General features: G+C 70.6%; 18 protein-coding genes. 5 read left to right on the top strand and 13 right to left on the bottom strand.

The window, feature by feature from the left end; all coding sequences use genetic code 11:
* Positions 1 to 25: 25 nt before the first annotated feature.
* From map to VKZ50_16650, 5 genes are all read right to left on the bottom strand, one after another.
* The gene (map, locus tag VKZ50_16670) at positions 26 to 766 is read right to left on the bottom strand and encodes a type I methionyl aminopeptidase (GenBank protein HLJ61361.1); all 741 of its coding nucleotides are present in this window, start codon (positions 764 to 766) and stop codon (positions 26 to 28) included.
* Positions 767 to 770: 4 nt separating this feature from the next.
* Positions 771 to 1721: an aldo/keto reductase gene (locus tag VKZ50_16665; protein HLJ61360.1), complete on the bottom strand. Its 951-nt coding sequence runs from the start codon at positions 1719 to 1721 to the stop codon at positions 771 to 773.
* Positions 1722 to 1948: 227 nt separating this feature from the next.
* Complete coding sequence (locus VKZ50_16660; GenBank protein ID HLJ61359.1) at positions 1949 to 2581, bottom strand: LysE family translocator; 633 nt, start codon at positions 2579 to 2581, stop codon at positions 1949 to 1951.
* A 93-nt stretch (positions 2582 to 2674) separates the two neighbouring features.
* On the bottom strand, positions 2675 to 3721 hold the full coding sequence (locus VKZ50_16655) for an LLM class flavin-dependent oxidoreductase (GenBank protein ID HLJ61358.1): 1047 nt from the start codon (positions 3719 to 3721) through the stop codon (positions 2675 to 2677).
* 157 nt (positions 3722 to 3878) lie between these two features.
* Positions 3879 to 4352, bottom strand: a complete 474-nt coding sequence (locus VKZ50_16650) for a cation transporter (GenBank protein HLJ61357.1) — start codon at positions 4350 to 4352, stop codon at positions 3879 to 3881.
* A gap of 215 nt (positions 4353 to 4567) precedes the next feature.
* Here VKZ50_16650 and VKZ50_16645 point away from each other — a divergent pair, with 215 nt between their 5' ends.
* Both VKZ50_16645 and VKZ50_16640 read left to right on the top strand, forming a co-directional pair.
* A complete protein-coding gene (locus tag VKZ50_16645; protein HLJ61356.1) occupies positions 4568 to 5392 on the top strand; it encodes a class I SAM-dependent methyltransferase in 825 nt (274 codons plus the stop codon).
* A gap of 165 nt (positions 5393 to 5557) precedes the next feature.
* The gene (locus tag VKZ50_16640; GenBank protein ID HLJ61355.1) at positions 5558 to 6772 is read left to right on the top strand and encodes a heparan-alpha-glucosaminide N-acetyltransferase domain-containing protein; all 1215 of its coding nucleotides are present in this window, start codon (positions 5558 to 5560) and stop codon (positions 6770 to 6772) included.
* Between the two features lie 115 nt (positions 6773 to 6887).
* Here the strand turns inward: VKZ50_16640 and VKZ50_16635 are convergent, their stop codons facing one another.
* The 4 genes from VKZ50_16635 to VKZ50_16620 are packed head-to-tail and all read right to left on the bottom strand — an operon-like array spanning position 6888 to position 10135.
* Positions 6888 to 7649 carry an ABC transporter permease gene (locus VKZ50_16635; GenBank protein ID HLJ61354.1) on the bottom strand — a complete coding sequence of 254 codons (762 nt, stop codon included), beginning with the start codon at positions 7647 to 7649 and terminating at the stop codon, positions 6888 to 6890.
* On the bottom strand, positions 7646 to 8446 hold the full coding sequence (locus VKZ50_16630; protein HLJ61353.1) for an ABC transporter ATP-binding protein: 801 nt from the start codon (positions 8444 to 8446) through the stop codon (positions 7646 to 7648). Before VKZ50_16630 ends, VKZ50_16635 begins: the two co-directional genes overlap by 4 nt.
* Entirely contained in the window at positions 8443 to 9471 is a 1029-nt protein-coding gene (locus VKZ50_16625) for an ABC transporter substrate-binding protein (GenBank protein ID HLJ61352.1), read from the bottom strand. The genes VKZ50_16630 and VKZ50_16625 overlap by 4 nt, the downstream gene beginning before the upstream one ends.
* Before the next feature lie 4 nt (positions 9472 to 9475).
* Positions 9476 to 10135, bottom strand: coding sequence for a TetR/AcrR family transcriptional regulator (locus tag VKZ50_16620; GenBank protein ID HLJ61351.1), 660 nt, complete (start codon positions 10133 to 10135; stop codon positions 9476 to 9478).
* A 300-nt stretch (positions 10136 to 10435) separates the two neighbouring features.
* On the opposite strand from VKZ50_16620, the gene VKZ50_16615 reads away from it, so the two are divergent.
* Positions 10436 to 10909, top strand: a complete 474-nt coding sequence (locus VKZ50_16615; GenBank protein HLJ61350.1) for a DinB family protein — start codon at positions 10436 to 10438, stop codon at positions 10907 to 10909.
* A gap of 122 nt (positions 10910 to 11031) precedes the next feature.
* On the opposite strand, the gene VKZ50_16610 is transcribed toward VKZ50_16615, so the two are convergent.
* On the bottom strand, positions 11032 to 11580 hold the full coding sequence (locus VKZ50_16610) for a sulfocyanin-like copper-binding protein (protein ID HLJ61349.1): 549 nt from the start codon (positions 11578 to 11580) through the stop codon (positions 11032 to 11034).
* A gap of 12 nt (positions 11581 to 11592) precedes the next feature.
* Here VKZ50_16610 and VKZ50_16605 point away from each other — a divergent pair, with 12 nt between their 5' ends.
* The gene (locus VKZ50_16605; GenBank protein ID HLJ61348.1) at positions 11593 to 12426 is read left to right on the top strand and encodes a lysophospholipid acyltransferase family protein; all 834 of its coding nucleotides are present in this window, start codon (positions 11593 to 11595) and stop codon (positions 12424 to 12426) included.
* On the opposite strand, the gene VKZ50_16600 is transcribed toward VKZ50_16605, so the two are convergent.
* Positions 12423 to 13598 (bottom strand): aminotransferase class V-fold PLP-dependent enzyme, encoded by a 1176-nt coding sequence (locus VKZ50_16600; protein ID HLJ61347.1) that lies wholly within the window; start codon positions 13596 to 13598, stop codon positions 12423 to 12425. The genes VKZ50_16605 and VKZ50_16600 overlap by 4 nt on opposite strands.
* A 116-nt stretch (positions 13599 to 13714) precedes the next feature.
* Here VKZ50_16600 and VKZ50_16595 point away from each other — a divergent pair, with 116 nt between their 5' ends.
* The gene (locus tag VKZ50_16595) at positions 13715 to 16012 is read left to right on the top strand and encodes a xanthine dehydrogenase family protein molybdopterin-binding subunit (GenBank protein HLJ61346.1); all 2298 of its coding nucleotides are present in this window, start codon (positions 13715 to 13717) and stop codon (positions 16010 to 16012) included.
* A gap of 27 nt (positions 16013 to 16039) precedes the next feature.
* On the opposite strand, the gene VKZ50_16590 is transcribed toward VKZ50_16595, so the two are convergent.
* Together VKZ50_16590 and VKZ50_16585 are read right to left on the bottom strand one after the other, a co-directional pair.
* Positions 16040 to 16822: a DUF4032 domain-containing protein gene (locus tag VKZ50_16590; protein ID HLJ61345.1), complete on the bottom strand. Its 783-nt coding sequence runs from the start codon at positions 16820 to 16822 to the stop codon at positions 16040 to 16042.
* The gene (locus VKZ50_16585) at positions 16822 to 17424 is read right to left on the bottom strand and encodes a metallophosphoesterase family protein (GenBank protein HLJ61344.1); all 603 of its coding nucleotides are present in this window, start codon (positions 17422 to 17424) and stop codon (positions 16822 to 16824) included. The genes VKZ50_16590 and VKZ50_16585 overlap by 1 nt, the downstream gene beginning before the upstream one ends.
* Positions 17425 to 17538 lie beyond the last annotated feature (114 nt).

Raw genomic sequence — 17538 nt, 5'->3', positions numbered from 1 at the left:
CCGGCAGCCCGACGCCGGCGCGGCGTTACGCCGTGAGCAGGATCGGCGCGTCGCGCGTGATCACCAGCGTGTGCTCGTAGTGCGCGGAGAGGCTTCCGTCCGCGGTCCGGACGGTCCACCCGTTCGGATCGAGGAGGCCGCGCCCCGTCCCCGCCGCGATGATCGGCTCGATGGTGATGACGAGCCCCTCGGTCAGTCTCGCGCGGTTGTTTGGGTCCGGATAGTTCGGTACGCTCGGCGCCTCGTGGATTGTGCGGCCGACGCCGTGCCCTCCGAGCTCCGGCATCACGCAAAACCCCCCGCGGGTAGCCTCGAGCGTGACGGCGCGGCCGATCTCGCTGATCCGCGCCCCTGCGCGCGCGACCCGGGCCGCCTGCCGGAACGCCCGCTCGGCGCAGCCCACGATCGCCTCGGCCGGGCCGTGCAGCGGACCGACCCCGACGGTCACCGCGGCGTCCGCGAGCACCCCGCCCTTCTCCGCGACAAGGTCGAGCTTCACCAGGTCGCCCGGGTGAAGGACGCGCTCGCCGGGGATTCCGTGGACGGCCTCGTCGTTGACGCTGATGCAGACGGCGCCTGGGAAGCCGTAGACTTTGGGCGGCGACGGCTCGGCGCCGTGCTCGGCCAGCACCCGCGCGCCGATGCCATTCAATTCGCCCGTCGTCGCGCCGGGCCGGACCGACGCCGCCATCGCGTCGAGCGCCCGGCGAACAATCCGGCCGATGATCCGCAGCCGCTCCAGCTCCTCGGGCGAGGTAACGGACATGACCCTACGCGCTCGCCCGGTTCAGCCGGTCGATCGACGCGGCGGACAGCTCGAGCCGAGTCGCCGCGATCAGCTCGTTGAGCTGGTCTACGGTCGTGGCGCTCGCGATCGGCGCGGTCATGCCCGGACGCGCGATCAACCAGGCCAGCGCCACCGCGGCGGGTGTCGAGCGGTGGTCTTTCGCGACCGCGTCGAGCGCCGCGAGGATAGCGAATCCGCGATCGTTGAAGAACCTGCGCTTGACGCCCTGCCCGCGGGGGCTTTTCGAGAGATCCGCCTCGGTCCGATACTTGCCGCTGAAGAATCCGCTCGCCAGCGAGGAATAGCTGATGACGCCGATCCCCGCGCTGCGGCAGAGTGGCTCGAGCGCCGTCTCATAGTCGGCGCGGTCATACAGATTGTACAGCGGCTGCAGGCTCTCGTATCGAGGATAGCCGTGACGCGTGCTGACCTCCAGTGCCTCCGACAGCCGTTCCGCGCGGTAGTTCGACGCCCCGATCACCCTGACTTTGCCCTGGGCGACGAGGTCCGCGTATACCCCCAGCGTCTCCTCCAGCGGCGTGTTCGCATCGTCGACGTGGGACTGATACACGTCGATGTAGTCCGTTTGCAAGCGCGCGAGCGAGGCCTCCACCGCGCGGGTCATATAGGCACGGGAGAGCCCCTTGCCGGGCGCGCCCATATCGGACCCGACCTTGGTGGCGACGATGACCTTGTCCCGATTGCGCCGCTGCTTCATCCAGCGGCCGAGAACGGTCTCGGATTCACCGCCCGTGTTACCCGGCGCCCACTTTGCGTACACGTCCGCCGTGTCGATGAAGTTCATGCCCGCCGCCACGAACGCGTCGAGCACCTTGAACGAGGCCGGTTCGTCCGCGGTCCAGCCAAAGACGTTTCCTCCGAGACACAGCGAGGATACCTCCAGCCCGGAGTTACCCAACGTGCGCTTCTGCATCGCCATCCCTCCATCGTGTACGGTCGGAGTCCGCGCGAAACATCCGGTCGGTGCGGTTGGTCGGATCGATTCGGAGCCGGGTCGCCCCGTGCACGCCGCCCGCTCGGCGGCGGCACTCGCGCGGTGACGCGGGTCCATCAAGCGGTAACGGCCCGGGTCCGCGCGGGATGCCCGGACGGTTCCCCGCATCGTCGCACAGCGCATCGGGCCCGCGCCGGCCGACTGCGCTACCGCCGTTCGAACGCCAGCCGCACGCCCAAGCCGATCATGACCGTCCCGGCAACCGCGCCGAGCGCACGTTGCACGCGGGGCCCGAAGTATCGTCCGGCGCGGGCGACCGCCGCGCCGTAGACATGAAGCCATCCGAGCGTGAGGAGCGCAAATACGGCGACCATCACCAGGAGCCGCCCCGTGGAATCACCGGGACGCACGAATTGCGGAACGATGCTGAGGAAGATCACGGCCGCCTTTGGATTGAGCAGGTTGTTGAACAGCCCCTGCCAGAACGCGCGGTCGGGCGCCGACGGCCTGCGCGGGTTCGAGACAGGCGGCGCGCCGCGTCCCTCGGGACCGCGCGCCGCGCTGATGAGGCTCCGGAGCCCGAGGGCCGTGAGGTACAGGGCACCGGCCAGCTTCATCACGGTGAACGCCGCCGCGGACGCCCCGAGCAACGCGGCCACGCCGGCGACGGACGCGATCCCCCAGAGCACGAGGCCGATCGCCACCCCAAAGGCCGTCTGCGACGCCGCCGTCCATCCGCCCCGCAACGCATTGCGCGTCACGAGCGCCATGTCCGGTCCCGGCGCGACGATGAGAGCGGCGGAGACCAAGAGGTAGGCAAGGAATCTCGCGTCCCACATGCGCATGGAGTTCCGGCGCGTCGGGACGGCCTCCTGCCGCTGCAGTCCCCCTCGTCGAACGGTTCCCTCGGCGCCCCGCGCGCGCGACGCACGCTATCGATCGGAGCGCGCGCGGTCGGTCCCCGGCGTCGCCCTCGGGGCGAGACCGAACGTCTCCGCGAGCAACCGGTAGGAGCGCAGCCTGGCCTGGTGGTCGTGCACCACCGTCAGGATCATGAGCTCTTCGACGCGCAGCTCGGCCGCGATCCCGGTGAGCTGGCCGTGTACGTGCTCGGGCGTGCCGACAACATAGCGCGGCCACTCGCCGTCGTCGTCAGACGGTTCGTCTCCGACGCCCGCCAGCCTGGCGATCGCGTCCTCCGGGGTCGGAATCGGACCGCGGTCGCCGGTTTGGCGGAGGAGGCGCCGCAGGCGCAGGCTGGCGTACAAGCGGTGAGCCTCTTCCTCCGTCTCCGCGCAGACCGCACCGAGCGACAGGATCGTCCGCGACGCGGCCGACGCGTTCACGGCGACGACGTGCTCGCGATAGTAGTCGATCGCCGCTCGCGTGGGCTGCGGGTTGATGAAGTGGGCGAACGCGTACGGCAGCCCCAGCTGTGCGGCCGCGCTCGCGCTCCACGGGCTCGATCCGAGGAGCCAGATGTCAGGCACCCCGGGCATGTCCGGCGTGACCTCGATCCGGCTGAACGGGTGGTCCGCCGGGAAGCCGCCGCGGAGAAACGCCAGCAGCTCCACGAGTTGGTCGGGAAAGTCGTCCGGGAATTCCCGCCCGCGATCGCGTCGCAGCGCAAACGTCTCGAGCGGTCCGCCCCCGGGCGCCCGGCCGATCCCGAGATCGATCCGGTCGGGATACAACGCGTGAAGCACCCGGAACGTCTCGGCCACCTTGAACGGGCTGTAATGGGGCAGGAGAACCGCACCGGAGCCCACGCGGATGCCGGAGGTCTCGGCGGCCACCCGCGCCATCAGGACCTCCGGCGCGGAACTCGCGAACGCCCGGGTGGCGTGGTGCTCGGCGATCCAGTACCGTTCGTACCCAAGCCGGTCGGCGACCCGCGCGAGCTCGATCGTGTTGCGCAGCGCATCTGCGGCCGTGAGACCCGCAGGCACGGGCGATTGGTCGATGATCGACAGCCTCATGCCCGGTAACTTCGTGCGCGCCGCACGCGGGCCTGCCGGTCGGCGACGTCACGGTCCACGTGGTCGAGACCTGACGATCACGGCTCTCGGGACAGACCGGAGCCTCCTCCGCGCGAGGGGACAACGGCGTGATCGAGCGGCCGCCCGCGCCGAAGGCCTAGCGCGCGAACGCTCCCGCGCCGGCCAGCCGCCCGGACTCGGCGCCGGCGGACGCCCTCGTCGGCTGATACCCCGCTTCGCGAATCGCCTGTGCGAGGTCGCGCTGCGTCACGTGCCCAGGCAGGTACGACACAATCGCGCGACGCGTGCGCAGATCCACGGCCGCGTCGAGCACACCGCCGACGCTCCGGAGCGCGTCCTCAATGCGGGTGGCGCACGAGGGGCACCCGATGTGGTCCACGCCGATGACGGCGTGTGACGCACGAACGTCGCACCCCACCGACCGCACGACGTCGACGAGCCGGCGGAGGTCCGCCTCCGCGGAGTCATGGGTCACGCGCAACTTCTCGGTCGCCAGGTTCAGGGAAACGCCTTGGACACCGCACACGCTCGCCAGCGCCCACTCGAGCCGCGCGGCCGCGGGAGCGTGACGCAGTCCTTCGACGGAAAAAACCACGACATCGTTGCTCACGGGCCAACACCTCCGTGCACTGTGCCTGCGGCCTCATGGTATCGCACGCGGGTGAAGGCGCCGTGATCACTATTCGAAAACTGCGTGAAGCGTGAGCAAAGACCGACGGCACGGCCGTTGTGCTACACTACAATACGGCGCGTACATACGGCACGATGCAGCGACACGGCGCCGCGTCCCGCCCGGGACCGCGACGCGACCCGCGAGGTCCGCTGATGAAGCGCTACCTCGAAACCAACCGAGCGATGTGGGACGTGTGGACGAGGTATCACGTGGCGTCCTCGTTCTACGACGTGGAGGGGTTCAAGGCCGGCACCTCGCGGCGGCGCGCCGGCCTCGACGAGCTCGAGTTGCGGCTGCTCGGCAACGTCACCGGCAAGACGCTCCTGCACCTGCAGTGCCACTTCGGCCTCGACACGATCGCCTGGGCCAGGCGCGGCGCGGTCGCGACAGGCGTCGATTTCTCGGGAGCGGCGATCGCGGCCGCCCGCACGCTCGCGGCCGAGGTCGGCGTGCCGGCCACGTTCGTCGAGAGCGACCTGTATGCGCTCCCGGAGCGGCTCCGCGGCGAGTTCGACCTCGTCTTTACGTCGCACGGGGTGCTCTGCTGGCTCCCCGATTTGGATCGCTGGGCTCGGGTCATTGCCCATTTTCTTCGGCCGGGCGGGACGTTCTGCATCATCGAGGGGCACCCGTTTGCGATGGTCTTCGACGAGACCCGCGAGGACGGGGAACTGCGACCGAGGTACCCTTACTTCTCCTCTGCGGAGCCGGAGCGCTCGACCGGACGCGGCTCCTACGCAGCACCCGACGCTCCGATCGACAGCCTGACCTATCAATGGGTGCATCCCCTCGCCGACATCGTGGGGGCGCTCGCGCGCGCGGGGCTCCGGATCGAGACGTTCGAGGAATACCCGTACGTTGGGTGGGCAATGTTCCCGTGGATGGAGGAGCGTCCGAACGGGACGTGGCACCTGCCGTCCGGCGCGCGCAGCGTCCCGCTGATGTTCTCGCTCACGGCGTCGAAGGACGCTCGCTGAGCCGCCCTGAGAACAGGGCGCGAGGACGCTTCACGGGATTGTGACCCGCGGGACGTAGCCTGGAACGCGAATCGAGATTCGCCGGACTCCCGCAGGCGCCCGTGCCGGGTCGCGTGGAACGACGGCGCGTGACGCCGCGAGCATGAGGGAATCGAGCGTGCGACCATGACTCCACACGCCGTGATCGACGTCCCGCCCCGCAGACCCGAACCGCAACTACATCGGGGGGAGGAGACGTCTGCGGCCGTCGGGGCCGACGCCCGCCCGACCGGCCGGCCGGAGCCCGGCACGCGCGATGCTGCGCCGCCCCCGGCGGGACGATTACTGTCTTTGGACGCGTTCCGCGGTTTCGTGATCCTTGGCATGCTCCTCGTCAACAACATGATCTGGAACGCCGCCACGCCGCGGCAGCTGATGCATGCGCCGTGGGGCGGTGGCGTCACCTTTACCGACATGATCCTGCCGTGGTTCGTCTTGACCGTGGGCGTCACGATCCCGGTCGGGGCCCGGACCGGCCTGCGCGGCGCCGCGTACGCGCTGCGCGTCGCGCGGCGAACCGCGTCGCTCGTCGCGCTCGGGGTCCTGATCGACTCGGTGGCGTCCCACGGATTCACCGTGAGCATGGACGTGCTGCAGCTCCTGGGCCTATCGTACCTGGTGGCGGCCCTGCTGAGCCGAGCGCGGGTGCTGGCGCGGCTCGCCACGGCCGCGGGGCTGCTGGCCGGATACGCGGCGCTCCTCACCCTCGTGCCGGTGCCCGGCCTCGGCGTCGGCGTGTTCCAGGAGCATCACAACATCATCCAGTACCTGAACGATACCTACCTGACCCCCCACGCGCTTGCCGGGGTGCTCGCCGTCGCGCCGGCCGCGGCGCTGGCGTTGCTCGGCACCACTGCGGGCGACCTGCTGCGGGCCGGCCGCACGAAGGAGGTCGCGAAGACCGGCGCGCTCGCCGCCGCTGGAGCGGCGCTGGTACTCGGCGGTTGGCTGTGGGGACAGACGCTTCCGCTGAACAAGGATCTGTGGACGCCGACGTACGTGCTCTTCGCGGGCGGGCTCGGGTTGCTGCTGCTGGCGGCCTGCCACCTGCTGTTCGACATCGTGCGGCTGCGGTCGCTCGGCGTTCCGCTCGCGGTGCTCGGCTCCAATGCGATCGTCGGATACGTTGCGTCTGCGCTGTTTGCGATCGGCGCCATGCAGACCTGGCCCGATCCGCGCGCACCGGGCCACACGCTCTCGCTGCACACGGCGGTGCTCGATCCGCTCGGCGGTGCGATCGGCCCCGTCGCGGCCGGGTGGATCTACACCGCGTCCGTCATCGCCCTGTGGTGGCTCGTGCTGTTTGCGCTGTATCGGCGGCGCGTCTTCATCCGCGTCTAGCCGCACCCGCCCGCGGCCCGTACACTCCGGCAGCCGTCTGCGATCACCGCCAGCGCGCCCCCCCTCTCCCCTCGCGCCGCGTCCGCGTTCACCAGGGCGACTCGGCGGGCCCGGATCAGGACACTCGCCAGGGGAGCACGCGATGCTCCAGCCAATCGAGCGCGCCGGTCGCCGCCCACCCCAGCACGGCGGTGACGAGGAGACCCGCGAACATCGCGTCGATCGCGAAGATCTGGTACGACCGCCAGATCAAATAGCCGATCCCGCTATTCGACCCCAGGAGTTCGGCGCCGACGATGACGATGAGCGCGAAGCCCATGCCGAGCTTGAGGCCCGTGAAGATCTGCGGCAGGGCGCCGGGCAGCGCCACTGTCACAAAGACCGCGCGCGCGTCCGCGCCGTACGCGCGGGCGATCTTGAAGTAGGCAGGGTCGAGCGCCAGCACGCCTGCCATCGTGCTCAGCAGCACGAGGAAGAAGATGCTCACCGCGACGATGCTGATCTTGGACGCTTCTCCCAACCCGAGGTAAAAGATAATCAGGGGATAGACGGCGATCTTGGGGATCGGGTACACCGCGGAGACGAGCGGCATCAGTGACGCCCGCACCGGCCGGCTGAGCCCCATGGCCAGTCCCAGGCCGACCGCCGGCACCGCGCCGAGGAGGAACCCGAACACGATCCGCCGCACGCTCACGAGGGCGTGATACGGAAGCTCGCCGGTCCGGGTCATAGCCGCCATCGTGTGCAGCACCGTCGTCGGCGCCGGGATGTAGCGGGGGTCCAGGACGCCGAGACGGCACAGCACCTCCCACACGGCGAGGAACCCGATCGGAGACCCGACCGCGAGCAGGCGGTCGGAGAGTCGACCGCCGCTCATGGACGAGCGACCTCGCCGTCCTCGACGAGCTCGGTCCAGAGGCGCGCCGTGAGCGCGCCGTACGCGGGATCCCGGCGGACCTCGCGGTATCCGCGCGGCCGCGCGAACGGCACCGCCACCTCGGCCCTGATCCGCCCGGGACGGCCCGTCATCACCAGCACGCGGTCGGCGAGACGCGCCGCCTCGTCCAGGCTGTGCGTGATGAAGACGACCGTCTTGCCGCTCTCGCCCCACAGGCGCAGCAGCTCGTCCTGCAGGTGCAGGCGCGTCTGTTCATCGAGGCTGCCGAACGGCTCGTCCATCAGCAGGACGTCGGGATCCGTCGCGAACGCCCGCGCGATGCTTACGCGCTGGCGCATCCCCTCCGAGAGCTGGTGCGGATAGGCGTCGAGAAACGGCGTCAGGCCCACGCGTGCGACGTGATGCTCCGCGCGCCGCCGGCACTCGACCCCGGGAAGCCTGAGCATGCGGAGGCCATATGCGACGTTTTGGCGCACCGTCATCCACGGAAACGTGCTGACCCCCTGGAAGACGACGGCGGTCGCGAGCCGTCCCGGGGCGGACCGGGGCATCGTCACGGACCCGGCGCTCGGCGTGAGGAGCCCCGCCAAGACGTGCAGAAGCGTCGTTTTGCCGCATCCCGACGGGCCGATCATCGCGCAGAACTCGCCGGCCCGCACGGAGAACGAGACGTCCTCGAGCGCCGCGATCGGCCCGCGGGGCCCCGGATACGCGTGCGTGAGTCCGGTCGCCACGATCGCAGCGGCGGCCGGGGGCGCGGCCGGCGACCGGCTCACTGCGGTGGGACGAACGGCCCCACGGCCCGGAGCGCTTGCGTCACGAACGAGGTGTCGATGTACGCAGACGGCGGAAGCGGATGATCGTAGGTCAACTCGCCCCGGTTCCGGAAGAACTCCTGCAGCCGCGTGAAGTCGTTGAAGTTCATGGCCCCGTTGGGCTCGTGGAACGGCGCGCGCGCGCGCTTGACCACATCCGCGGGGACGCCGGTGTACTTCTCCACGATGCGCGCGATGTCGTCGCGCCGGTAGCCGCCGCCGTACAGGTCCCGGCACGCGCGCAGCCACGCCTTCATGAAGCCCACGGCTTCCTGGGGGTGCCCGCGCATGAATGCGCCGCTGAAGTACACGGCGGTCACCTGCATGCCGTTGATGAAGTCCTGGCTGAGGCGGACGATCTGCCCGCGATCCTCCGCCAGCGTCGTCAGGGGCTCGCCCAGCATGCCGCCGGCGATCGCGCCGTTTGCGAGCGCCGCGGGCACGTCCGGAAAGTTCACCTCCACCAGCTGCACGTCGGACATCGTGAGCCCGCCTTTGAGCAACGCCGCGCTGACCCAGAATTCCGTGGCCGATCCGATGACGTTGACCGAGACCTTCTTGCCGCGCAGGTCCTTGACCGCGCGGATCTGGTTGTTCTCGAACGCCGAGCGGGCGATCACGAGCGGGGTGCTCACCGGCGGCTTCTCGGCGTGGGCCGGCCCGACGACCTTGAAGTCGAGCCCGCGCGATGCGGCGTTGAACAAGGCGGCCCCGAGGCCGCCGACCGCCGCTTCCGCCCGCCCGCTGGCCAGCACCGCGAACACCGATGCGCCACCCGGCGCGCTGATCAGCTCGGCGTCGATGCCCTCGCGCCGAAGATACCCCCGCTCGATTGCGACGAACAGCGGCGCGAAGATCAGCACCGGCGTGGACACGACACGGATGTGGAGCGGCGCCCGCCCCTGCGCCCGCACTGGCCGCGGCGCCGCGAGCCCTGACGTGAGCAGGCCCAGCGGCAAACTCATGAACGTCCGGCGCGTGATCATCGGCTCACCTCGTCTGACGCCCCGTCCGGGCGCCGCGTGCCTGGCGCACCGTCCTCGCGCGATCCGCTGCGCCCACGCTGCGGAGCAGAAACGCCCGCAGCGCGGGGAGCCGGTCCGTGAGCCGGCCACTTCCCGTCGCCAACCATTGGGTGATCACCTCGTTGAGGACGCCGAGCCACGCCTGAGCGGCCAGCGCGGTGTCCTGGGCCGGGATCGACCCCTCGCCGACGGCGTGATCGAGATGCCGCCGGATGAGCCGGGCGAAGCGGCCGTGGATCTCCAGGCGTTTCTCTTCGAACTCCGGTCCAAGTCCCACCGCCTCGACCAGCAGGATCTTCACCAACCCCCGCCGCGTGTCGGCCGTCTCGAGCACGACGCGCAGCGCCGCCTCCACCTTGGCGAGCGCACCGCGCTCGTCGGCGATCGCAGTCTCGACGCCGGTCTCCACCAGCTCACCGAGCGCGTCCACGAGTGTCACGAAGATCTCCTGCTTGCTCGAGAAGTAGTGGTAGAATGCGCCCTTCGAGGTCTCTGAGGCGGCCACGATGTCGTCGACCGCCGCGGCGTGGTACCCCTTCGCCACAAACACATCCATCGCGGACCCAAGAAGGCGGTCTCGGGTCGGCGTCTCGGCCGGTGATCGCGTCGTCGAGGCTCTTGTCATCATCTGTATCCTTGCGGTTGGGATCGGTTTTTTTTGGGTCAGACCGACGCGTCGGTCTGACCCTCATCTTAGGGACGGTCACCGCGCGTGTCAATGCCCGCCATAACCTCGAGCGCCAGGCCAATTCTCAATCGGGAACCTACCCGTCCAGCGTACCTCCACCCTCCGCCGCCGCCGACTGTAACGGTCCTGGCACTTTCTCCTGCGCACACGAGGAGAAATCGGCTGCCGGTGCCAATCACGCCTTCGCGACGGCCCGCGGTGGTCGATGAGCGGGCGCGTGTGAAGGGAGGCGGTACCGTGGATGCTCGAGCCTTGATCCAGGAACAGTTCGCAGGCAGCCACCGACTCGTGACGCGCTCGCTCGGCGAGGTCTCGGACGACGAGGCCAACCGCGTGTTCGACGGGCCCCTGGCGCCGTTCGTCTGGCAGGTCGGCCATCTCGCGTGGGCCGATCTATACCTTCTGAAGGCCGCAGGCGCATCGCCGTCCCTCACGCTCCCGGACAGTTTCGAGCCGTTGTTCAAGACTGGCACCGGCGGCAAAGCGGCGTATCCCTCGCTCGAGACGGTCCAGCGCGCGTTCGACCAAGCACACGAGGCGGCGATGAAGGCGGCCGCGGAACTCGACCCGGACACCCCCCGCGAGAGCTCCCAGGGCTTCTGGAAGAACTCCGGCGGCGTCCTTTTGTTCTTGAACGGCCATCGATGGTATCACATCGGGAAGATGACATCGCTCAGGGCGCTGCTTGGGAAGCCGCGGGTGTTTGGTTAAGGGGACACAACGCCGCGCTCGGGATGACTTGGGCCGCCCGGAAATCTCCGGGCGGCCCAGACAGATTATAACGACGCCCCGCGCGACACGCCCGGGCCGACGGCCCGGACGGAGACCGCGCCCTACTTCGCCGTGATGGTCGTCGCGCCGGCCGGCGTCACGGTCGGTGTCTTGGCCGTATTAGAGACGACCAGCTTGTCCCACATCCCCGCGACCCCATGTCCGGGCACACCGCAGACAAACTCGTACGATCCGGCCTTACTCGCCGTGAACGTGAGCGTTTGCTTGGTCCCCTTGGGGAGCCCTGCCGCGAGGTCCTTGGTCATCGCGCCCGGGAACGCCGGCGTGGTCGGCGGCACCGCCTGCTGGCCCGCGCCCGACGGCACCACGATGAGACTATGGGCGAGCACGTTCACGTTCTCAAAATGCACCGTGACCTGCCAGCCGGTGGGCACCGTGATTGTCATGGCCCCGCGCTGGTAGCCGTTGAAGTCGAAGCCCCCGTCGGCCGCGCTCTTGCCGGCGACGATCGCGACGTCAACGGAGTGCATCGCCGCGCCGAGGACTGGCGTCCCAGGGACCATCGCCGCGACCGCGGCGACGGCGCCGATGGCACCTCCCCATCGCATCGCGGTCCACGCGTTCCGTGCCAGTGTGTGTATCCGTCTCACCCCATCACCTCCATGATCTTCGCGTCACAGGCACCATTCTACCTACGCGGCACGCCGTCCGGTAGTTCCTGCCTGCCCTCTCCGGCGCGCACCGGCACCGGTCGCCGGCGATCGGCCGGCAGGAGGTCGTACGCGCGGACGCGTATCCTCCGACCCGACGCCGGAGGGACCCACCTGGACAGCCTCGCGTTTCGTGCCATCCGCGCCGCCGTACGCGCCCTCGCCTGGGCGCTGTTTCGTGTCTCCACGGTCGGCATCGACCGCATCCCCGCACGGGGTCCGGCAGTCGTCGTCGCCAATCACGTCAGCTGGCTCGATCCCATCATCTTGCCGCTGGTGATGCCGCGAAAGCCCGCGGTGCTGGCGATGGCGGAGCTGTGGCACATGCCGGGCGTGAGCTTGGTGATGCGCGCCTACGGGCCGCTCGCGATCCCGATCCGCCGCGGAACCGTCGACACGAGCGCGTTCAGGCGCTCGCTCCACGCGCTCCGGCACGGCCGCCTCCTGATCATCTTCCCGGAGGGCGGCATCAGTCCCGACGGCCGCCTCCGGCCATTCCAGCGGGGCGCGGCGCTCCTGGCCGCGCGCGCCGGCGCGCCGCTCGTCCCGGTCGCGATCGTCGGCACGCGCGACGCGCTTCCGCTCGACCGAACGGTGCCGCGCCTCCGGCGTATCGTCGTGCGGGTCGGCGAGCCGATCACGATCGGCGGCGATACCCCAGAGGATCTCGACCGCGCGAACGCGGAGGCCGCGTCCCAGATCATCGCGCTCGCGACCTCGGCGGCGTCGGGTCGCGAACGCCAACGCGAGCCCCGGCGGCCCGGACCGCGCCGGCCGAAGCCCTAGCGCATCGTCTCGATCGCGCGGCCGAACCGTTCGATCTCGCCCTCGGTATTGTAGTAGTGGACGGACGCCCGCACGAGCGGCTCGAGGCGCCGCGCCTCCATGTCGAAGCGGGTGGAGTTGACGGTGGACACCGTCACGTTGATGCGCTGCGCGGCCAGCCGGGCCTTGACGTCCGCCGCGGCGAGGCCGTCAGCGGTGAACGTGACGATCCCGCAGCGTTCCGCGCCGAGATCGTGCACGACCACGCCGGCGCACTCGCACAGTCTCGCCCGCAGGCGCGCCCCGAGGGCGTAGACGCGGTCGCGGATCGCCTCGAGCTCGAGCGCGCGCGCGTAGTCGATCGCGACGGCGAGTCCGATCTTGCCCGCGTAGTTCGCCTCCCAGCTTTCGAAGCGGCGGGCGTCGGGCCGCATCTCGTACCGGTCGCGCGCGACCCACACCGCGGCGTGGAGATCGAGAAACGGCGGCTCGAGCCGCTCCAGCAGCGCGCGCCGCACGTAGAGGAAGCCGATGGCGCGGGGGCCCCGCAGGTACTTGCGCCCGGTCGCGGACAGAAGATCACACCCGATCTCGTCGACGCGCAACGGCATCTGCCCGACGGACTGGCACGCATCCAGCAGATACGGCACCCCGGCGTCGCGGGCGACCCGGCCGACCTCGGCCACGGGGTTGACGAGGCCACCGTTCGTCGGCACGTGCGTGATCGAGATCAGCTTCACGCGCTCGTCGAGCGCGCGCCGGAGCGCGTCCACCGAGATCTGACCGTGTTCGTCGTTCGGGACGACCTCGACCACGGCACCCGTGCGCCGCGCCACCTGCAGGTAGGCGATGTAGTTGCTCGCATACTCGGCCATCGCCGTCAGGATCCGGTCGCCCGGCGAGAAGCGCAGCGAGTAAAACGCCATATCCCACGCCCGGGTGGCGTTCTCCACGATCGCGATCTCGTCCGGCGCACACCCCAGGAGGGACGCGGTGGCCGCGTACGCGTGCTCGATCGCCGCGTCGGCCTCGTCCGCCGCCTCGTACCCTCCAATCTCGGCCTCGCGCCGCAGGTGGCCGAGCATGGCGTCCACCACGGCGCGCGGCATCAGGGCCGCCCCGGCGTTGTTGAAGTGCAGGACGTGCTCGCATCCGGGTGTGTCGCGCCGAACCCGCTCGACGTCGATGGCCATCGCGCTCCGCTCCTGTTGGGGCTACGTCGCCGGTCGAGAACCGAGGCCCGGCGCGAGGTGTGATCGTCCGAGGGCATCGGAGGCTTCGACGGTGCGTCGGGCGAACCCCCCTCACCATGTCGTACGTGGGTGCGCCGCTCCGCCGGCGCGAAGACCGTCCGCTGCTCATCGGCGCCGGCCGGTTCGTGGACGACATCCACATTGCTGGGATGCTGCACGTGGCGATCGTCCGATCCCCGCACGCGCACGCGCGCATCGACGGCATCACGACCGCGGAGGCCATGGCGTCGACCGGCGTCGTCGCGGTCGCAACGGCCGCGGACCTCCCCGCCCCCACCCCGCGCGCGCCCGCCGAGCCGCTGTTTCCAGGCGTCGCGGAGATGCTGCACCCGCTGCTCGCCGAGGGCGTGGTGCGGTACGTCGGGCAGCCCGTCGCGGCCGTGGTCGCGCGGGACCGCTATGCTGCGGAGGACGCGGCGGACCTCGTGCGCGTCTCGTACACGCCGCTCCCAGCCCTAGTCGACGTCGACGCCGCCCTCAAGCCCGGCGCGGCTGTGCTGCACCCCGGGCTCGGCTCCAACGTCGCGTTCGAGGAGGAGCTGCGTGCCGGGGACCCGGACGCGGCGTTCGCGCGCGCCGACCTCGTCGTCGAGGCGCGGATGGAACAGCCCCGCCTCGCCGCGATGCCGATGGAGTGCCGGGCGATCGTCGTCGTTCCGGATCGCCTGCGCAACCGCGTCGACGTGTGGTTGTCCACCCAAAGTGCCCACGGCGCACGGGACGGGATCGCCGAGACGCTCGGGCTCCCGCCGGAGCGCGTCCACGTCGTCGCCCCGGACGTCGGCGGAGGGTTCGGCGCGAAGGGCACGCTGTATCCCGACGAGATCCTGGCGGTCTACCTCGCACGCTCCCTCGGACGGCCGATCAAGTGGGTGGAAGACCGCCTGGAGAACCTCCGCGCGATGGTCCACGGACGGGGCCAGCGCGCGCGGTATCGCGTCGCCGCGACACGGGACGGGATCGTCCTCGCCGTGGACGCCGACATCCTGGGCGACCTCGGTGGCTACTGCCTCGGCTTTGGGGCCGGCGTGCCGAGTCTCAGCGTGCTCGTCGGACTTGGAGCGTACCGCATCGAGCACGCGCGGTTCCGCGTCCGCGGCGTCGCCACGACGAAGGCCCCGACCGGGCCGTATCGCGGCGCGGGGCGGCCGGAGGGCGCGTACTACATTGAACGGATGATGGACCTTGTCGCCAACCGCCTCGGCCTCGACCCGGCGGACGTCCGCCGGCGGAACTTCATCACGACGTTTCCGTACCGGGGACCCACGGGGCTCGCTTATGACTCAGGCAACTATCCCGCGCTACTCGAGCGCGCGCTGGCGCGCTCAGACTACCGTCGATGGCGCGCGGCGCAGGCCCAACGGCGCCGAGGCGGCGGGAAACCGCTCGGGATCGGTCTGGCCACCTGGATCGAGGTAGCCGGCGGCGGCGATTCGTGGGAGACGGGTGCCGTGCGAGTCGAGCGCTCCGGCCGGATCACAGTCTTGACCGGCTCCTCGCCCCACGGCCAGGGCCTTGCGACCGCGTTCGGCCAGATCGCCGCGGACGTCCTGGGGGTGGAGCCGGGCGACGTCACGGTCCGGCACGGCGACACCGACGTCATCCCGTCCGGCGTCGGCACGTTCGGCAGCCGCTCGTTGTCCATCGGCGGGTCGGCGGTCATGCGGGCCGCCGAAGCCGTGCGCGACAAAATCCTCGCCCTCGCCGCGCATCTCCTCGAGGCGGCGCCGGCCGATCTCGTGCTCGCGCGCGGGGCGGTCTCGGTTCGCGGCGTCCCCGGACGCGGCCTCACCTTCGCGGAAATCGCGGACGCGGCGGAAACGGTGGGACGACGCCCGGACGACATGGCGCCCGGGCTGGTCGAGCACGTCCGGTTCGAGTCCGCCGGACCCACGACCCCTTCGGGCGCCCACGTCGCGGTCGTCGAGGTCGACCCGGACACCGGCAGGGTGCAGGTGCTCAAGTACGTCGCGGTCAACGACTGCGGGCGCGTCGTCAACCCGCTCCTCGTCGAAGGCCAGATCCACGGCGGCCTCGCGCAGGGTTTCGCCCAGGCGCTGTTCGAGCAGGTCGTCTACAGCCCCGACGGCCAGGTGCTGACCGGATCGCTGCTCGACTACGCCGTGCCGACCTCCGCCGACCTGCCGGCGTTCGAGAGCGACGCGCTCGCAACGCCGTCGCCGGTCAATCCGCTGGGGGCGAAAGGCATCGGCGAGTCGGGCACGATCGCGGCACCGGCCGCGCTCGTGAACGCGGCCATCGACGCGCTGCGGCAGGCGGGCGGCGGCGCCCTCGACCTGCCCGCCGATCTGGACGCCGTGTGGCGCGCGCTCCGCGGCGCGCGGGCCACCTAGCGTCCATCGCAGCCGGGCGCTCGCGCGTCAGCGGCCCCGCTTCGCGCGCGGCCCTCGGGAGAACAGTCCCTCCAGCCACCGCGCAAAGCCGTGCGGCTCCTGGTGCTCGTCCAGGCCGCGCTCGAAGCTCTCCATCGCCGCTCGCACGCCGACGTCCCTTCCCGCGGCCCTGCTCATGATCCACTTGTGGTCGCCGAGGTAGACGAACACGTCCCCCGGCGAGCGCCCTGGAAAGAACCGGCGGAGGCGCTTGAACGCGGGGTCCTGGATCACCGGCAGGTACACGCGCGTGTACCACTCTCGCGCGGCACTGCGCAGCGACCCGCGACCGCGCTGCTTCGCGACGTCCTCGATCCACCGCTGGAGCTTCGGGTACTGGCCGACCTCGTGGAGGACGATCGTCGTGATGCCGGTGCGCTGCTCGAACAACAATCGCTCCCGCCCCACGACATCCTCGGGCCGCTTGGCCTCGGGCAGGTAGACGACGACCTCGGCGTCGATGTCGCGGGCGCCAACGAGCTTCGCCGCCGCCACGCGGTGGTGGCCGTCCGCGACGAAGTACTCGTGCCCGATCCGGTAGAGCAGCACCGGGGGCAACACCTCACCGTGGTCGAGCGCCGCGACCAGGCGTTTGACCCGGGACGGCGTCAGACCGCTGCCGGCGCGGAGCCCCTGCGGAAAGTAGCGCGCGCGGCCCACGCTGCCCACGATCTCGTCGAGCGGCACCTGGATGACCCCGAGCGGACGCGCCGTGAGGGCGCCCAGCGACCGCTGGACTTCCTCGAACTCCTTGAATCGGCGCGGCGACATCACCTGGAGGCCCCCTCGAGCGGAAGCACGACCGATCGGAACGCGTTCACGACCTGAGTGTCATCGAAGACCGTCACGCGCGCCCCCTTTGCGACGTAGGACAGATGGTTGTGGCCGTGCACGAAGTAGCGCGGCCGAAACCGCCACAGCGCGGCGCGAAACGCGCGGAACCCGACGTGGGCCCGGTCCTGTCCGTCGTGGATCCCGAACGGCGGGGCGTGCGTCACGATGATGTCCACCCCGCCCGCCCACCACGCCGCCGGACGGACGCGCAGCACGTGCCACCACATCTCCCGCTCAGTGTACTGCACGCCCTCGCCGTTGTACCACATGCAGCCTTCGAAGCCGAGGATGCGCAGCCCGGCGATCTTGACGAGGCGTCCTTCGATGTTCTCTCCGGGCGGCGGGCTCTCGTGGTACCGCCGGTCGTGGTTCCCGCGCACGTACAGCAACGGCACCCGGTACCGATCGGACAACTCCTCGAGGTAGTCCGCGGGAAGATCACCGCAGGAGAGGATCAGGCGCACGCCCGCCACGGCAGGCGACGGCGGGTCCGCCAGCAGGCGCTCGTCGACCTCATCGCTGACCGCGAGGATCTTCACGCCGCCACCGCGACGCCCGCCGTTGGCCGGTGGCGCGGGCGCCGGCGAGTTGAGCGTAGCACAGCGGCCCGCCGGCGCGGCGCGCGATCCGCGCCGAGGCGGCGGGTGAGCGCA

This window comes from bacterium (assembly GCA_035295165.1).
Taxonomy (GTDB): domain Bacteria; phylum Sysuimicrobiota; class Sysuimicrobiia; order Sysuimicrobiales; family Segetimicrobiaceae; genus JAJPIA01.
This window is presented reverse-complemented; position numbering and strand designations above follow the sequence as displayed.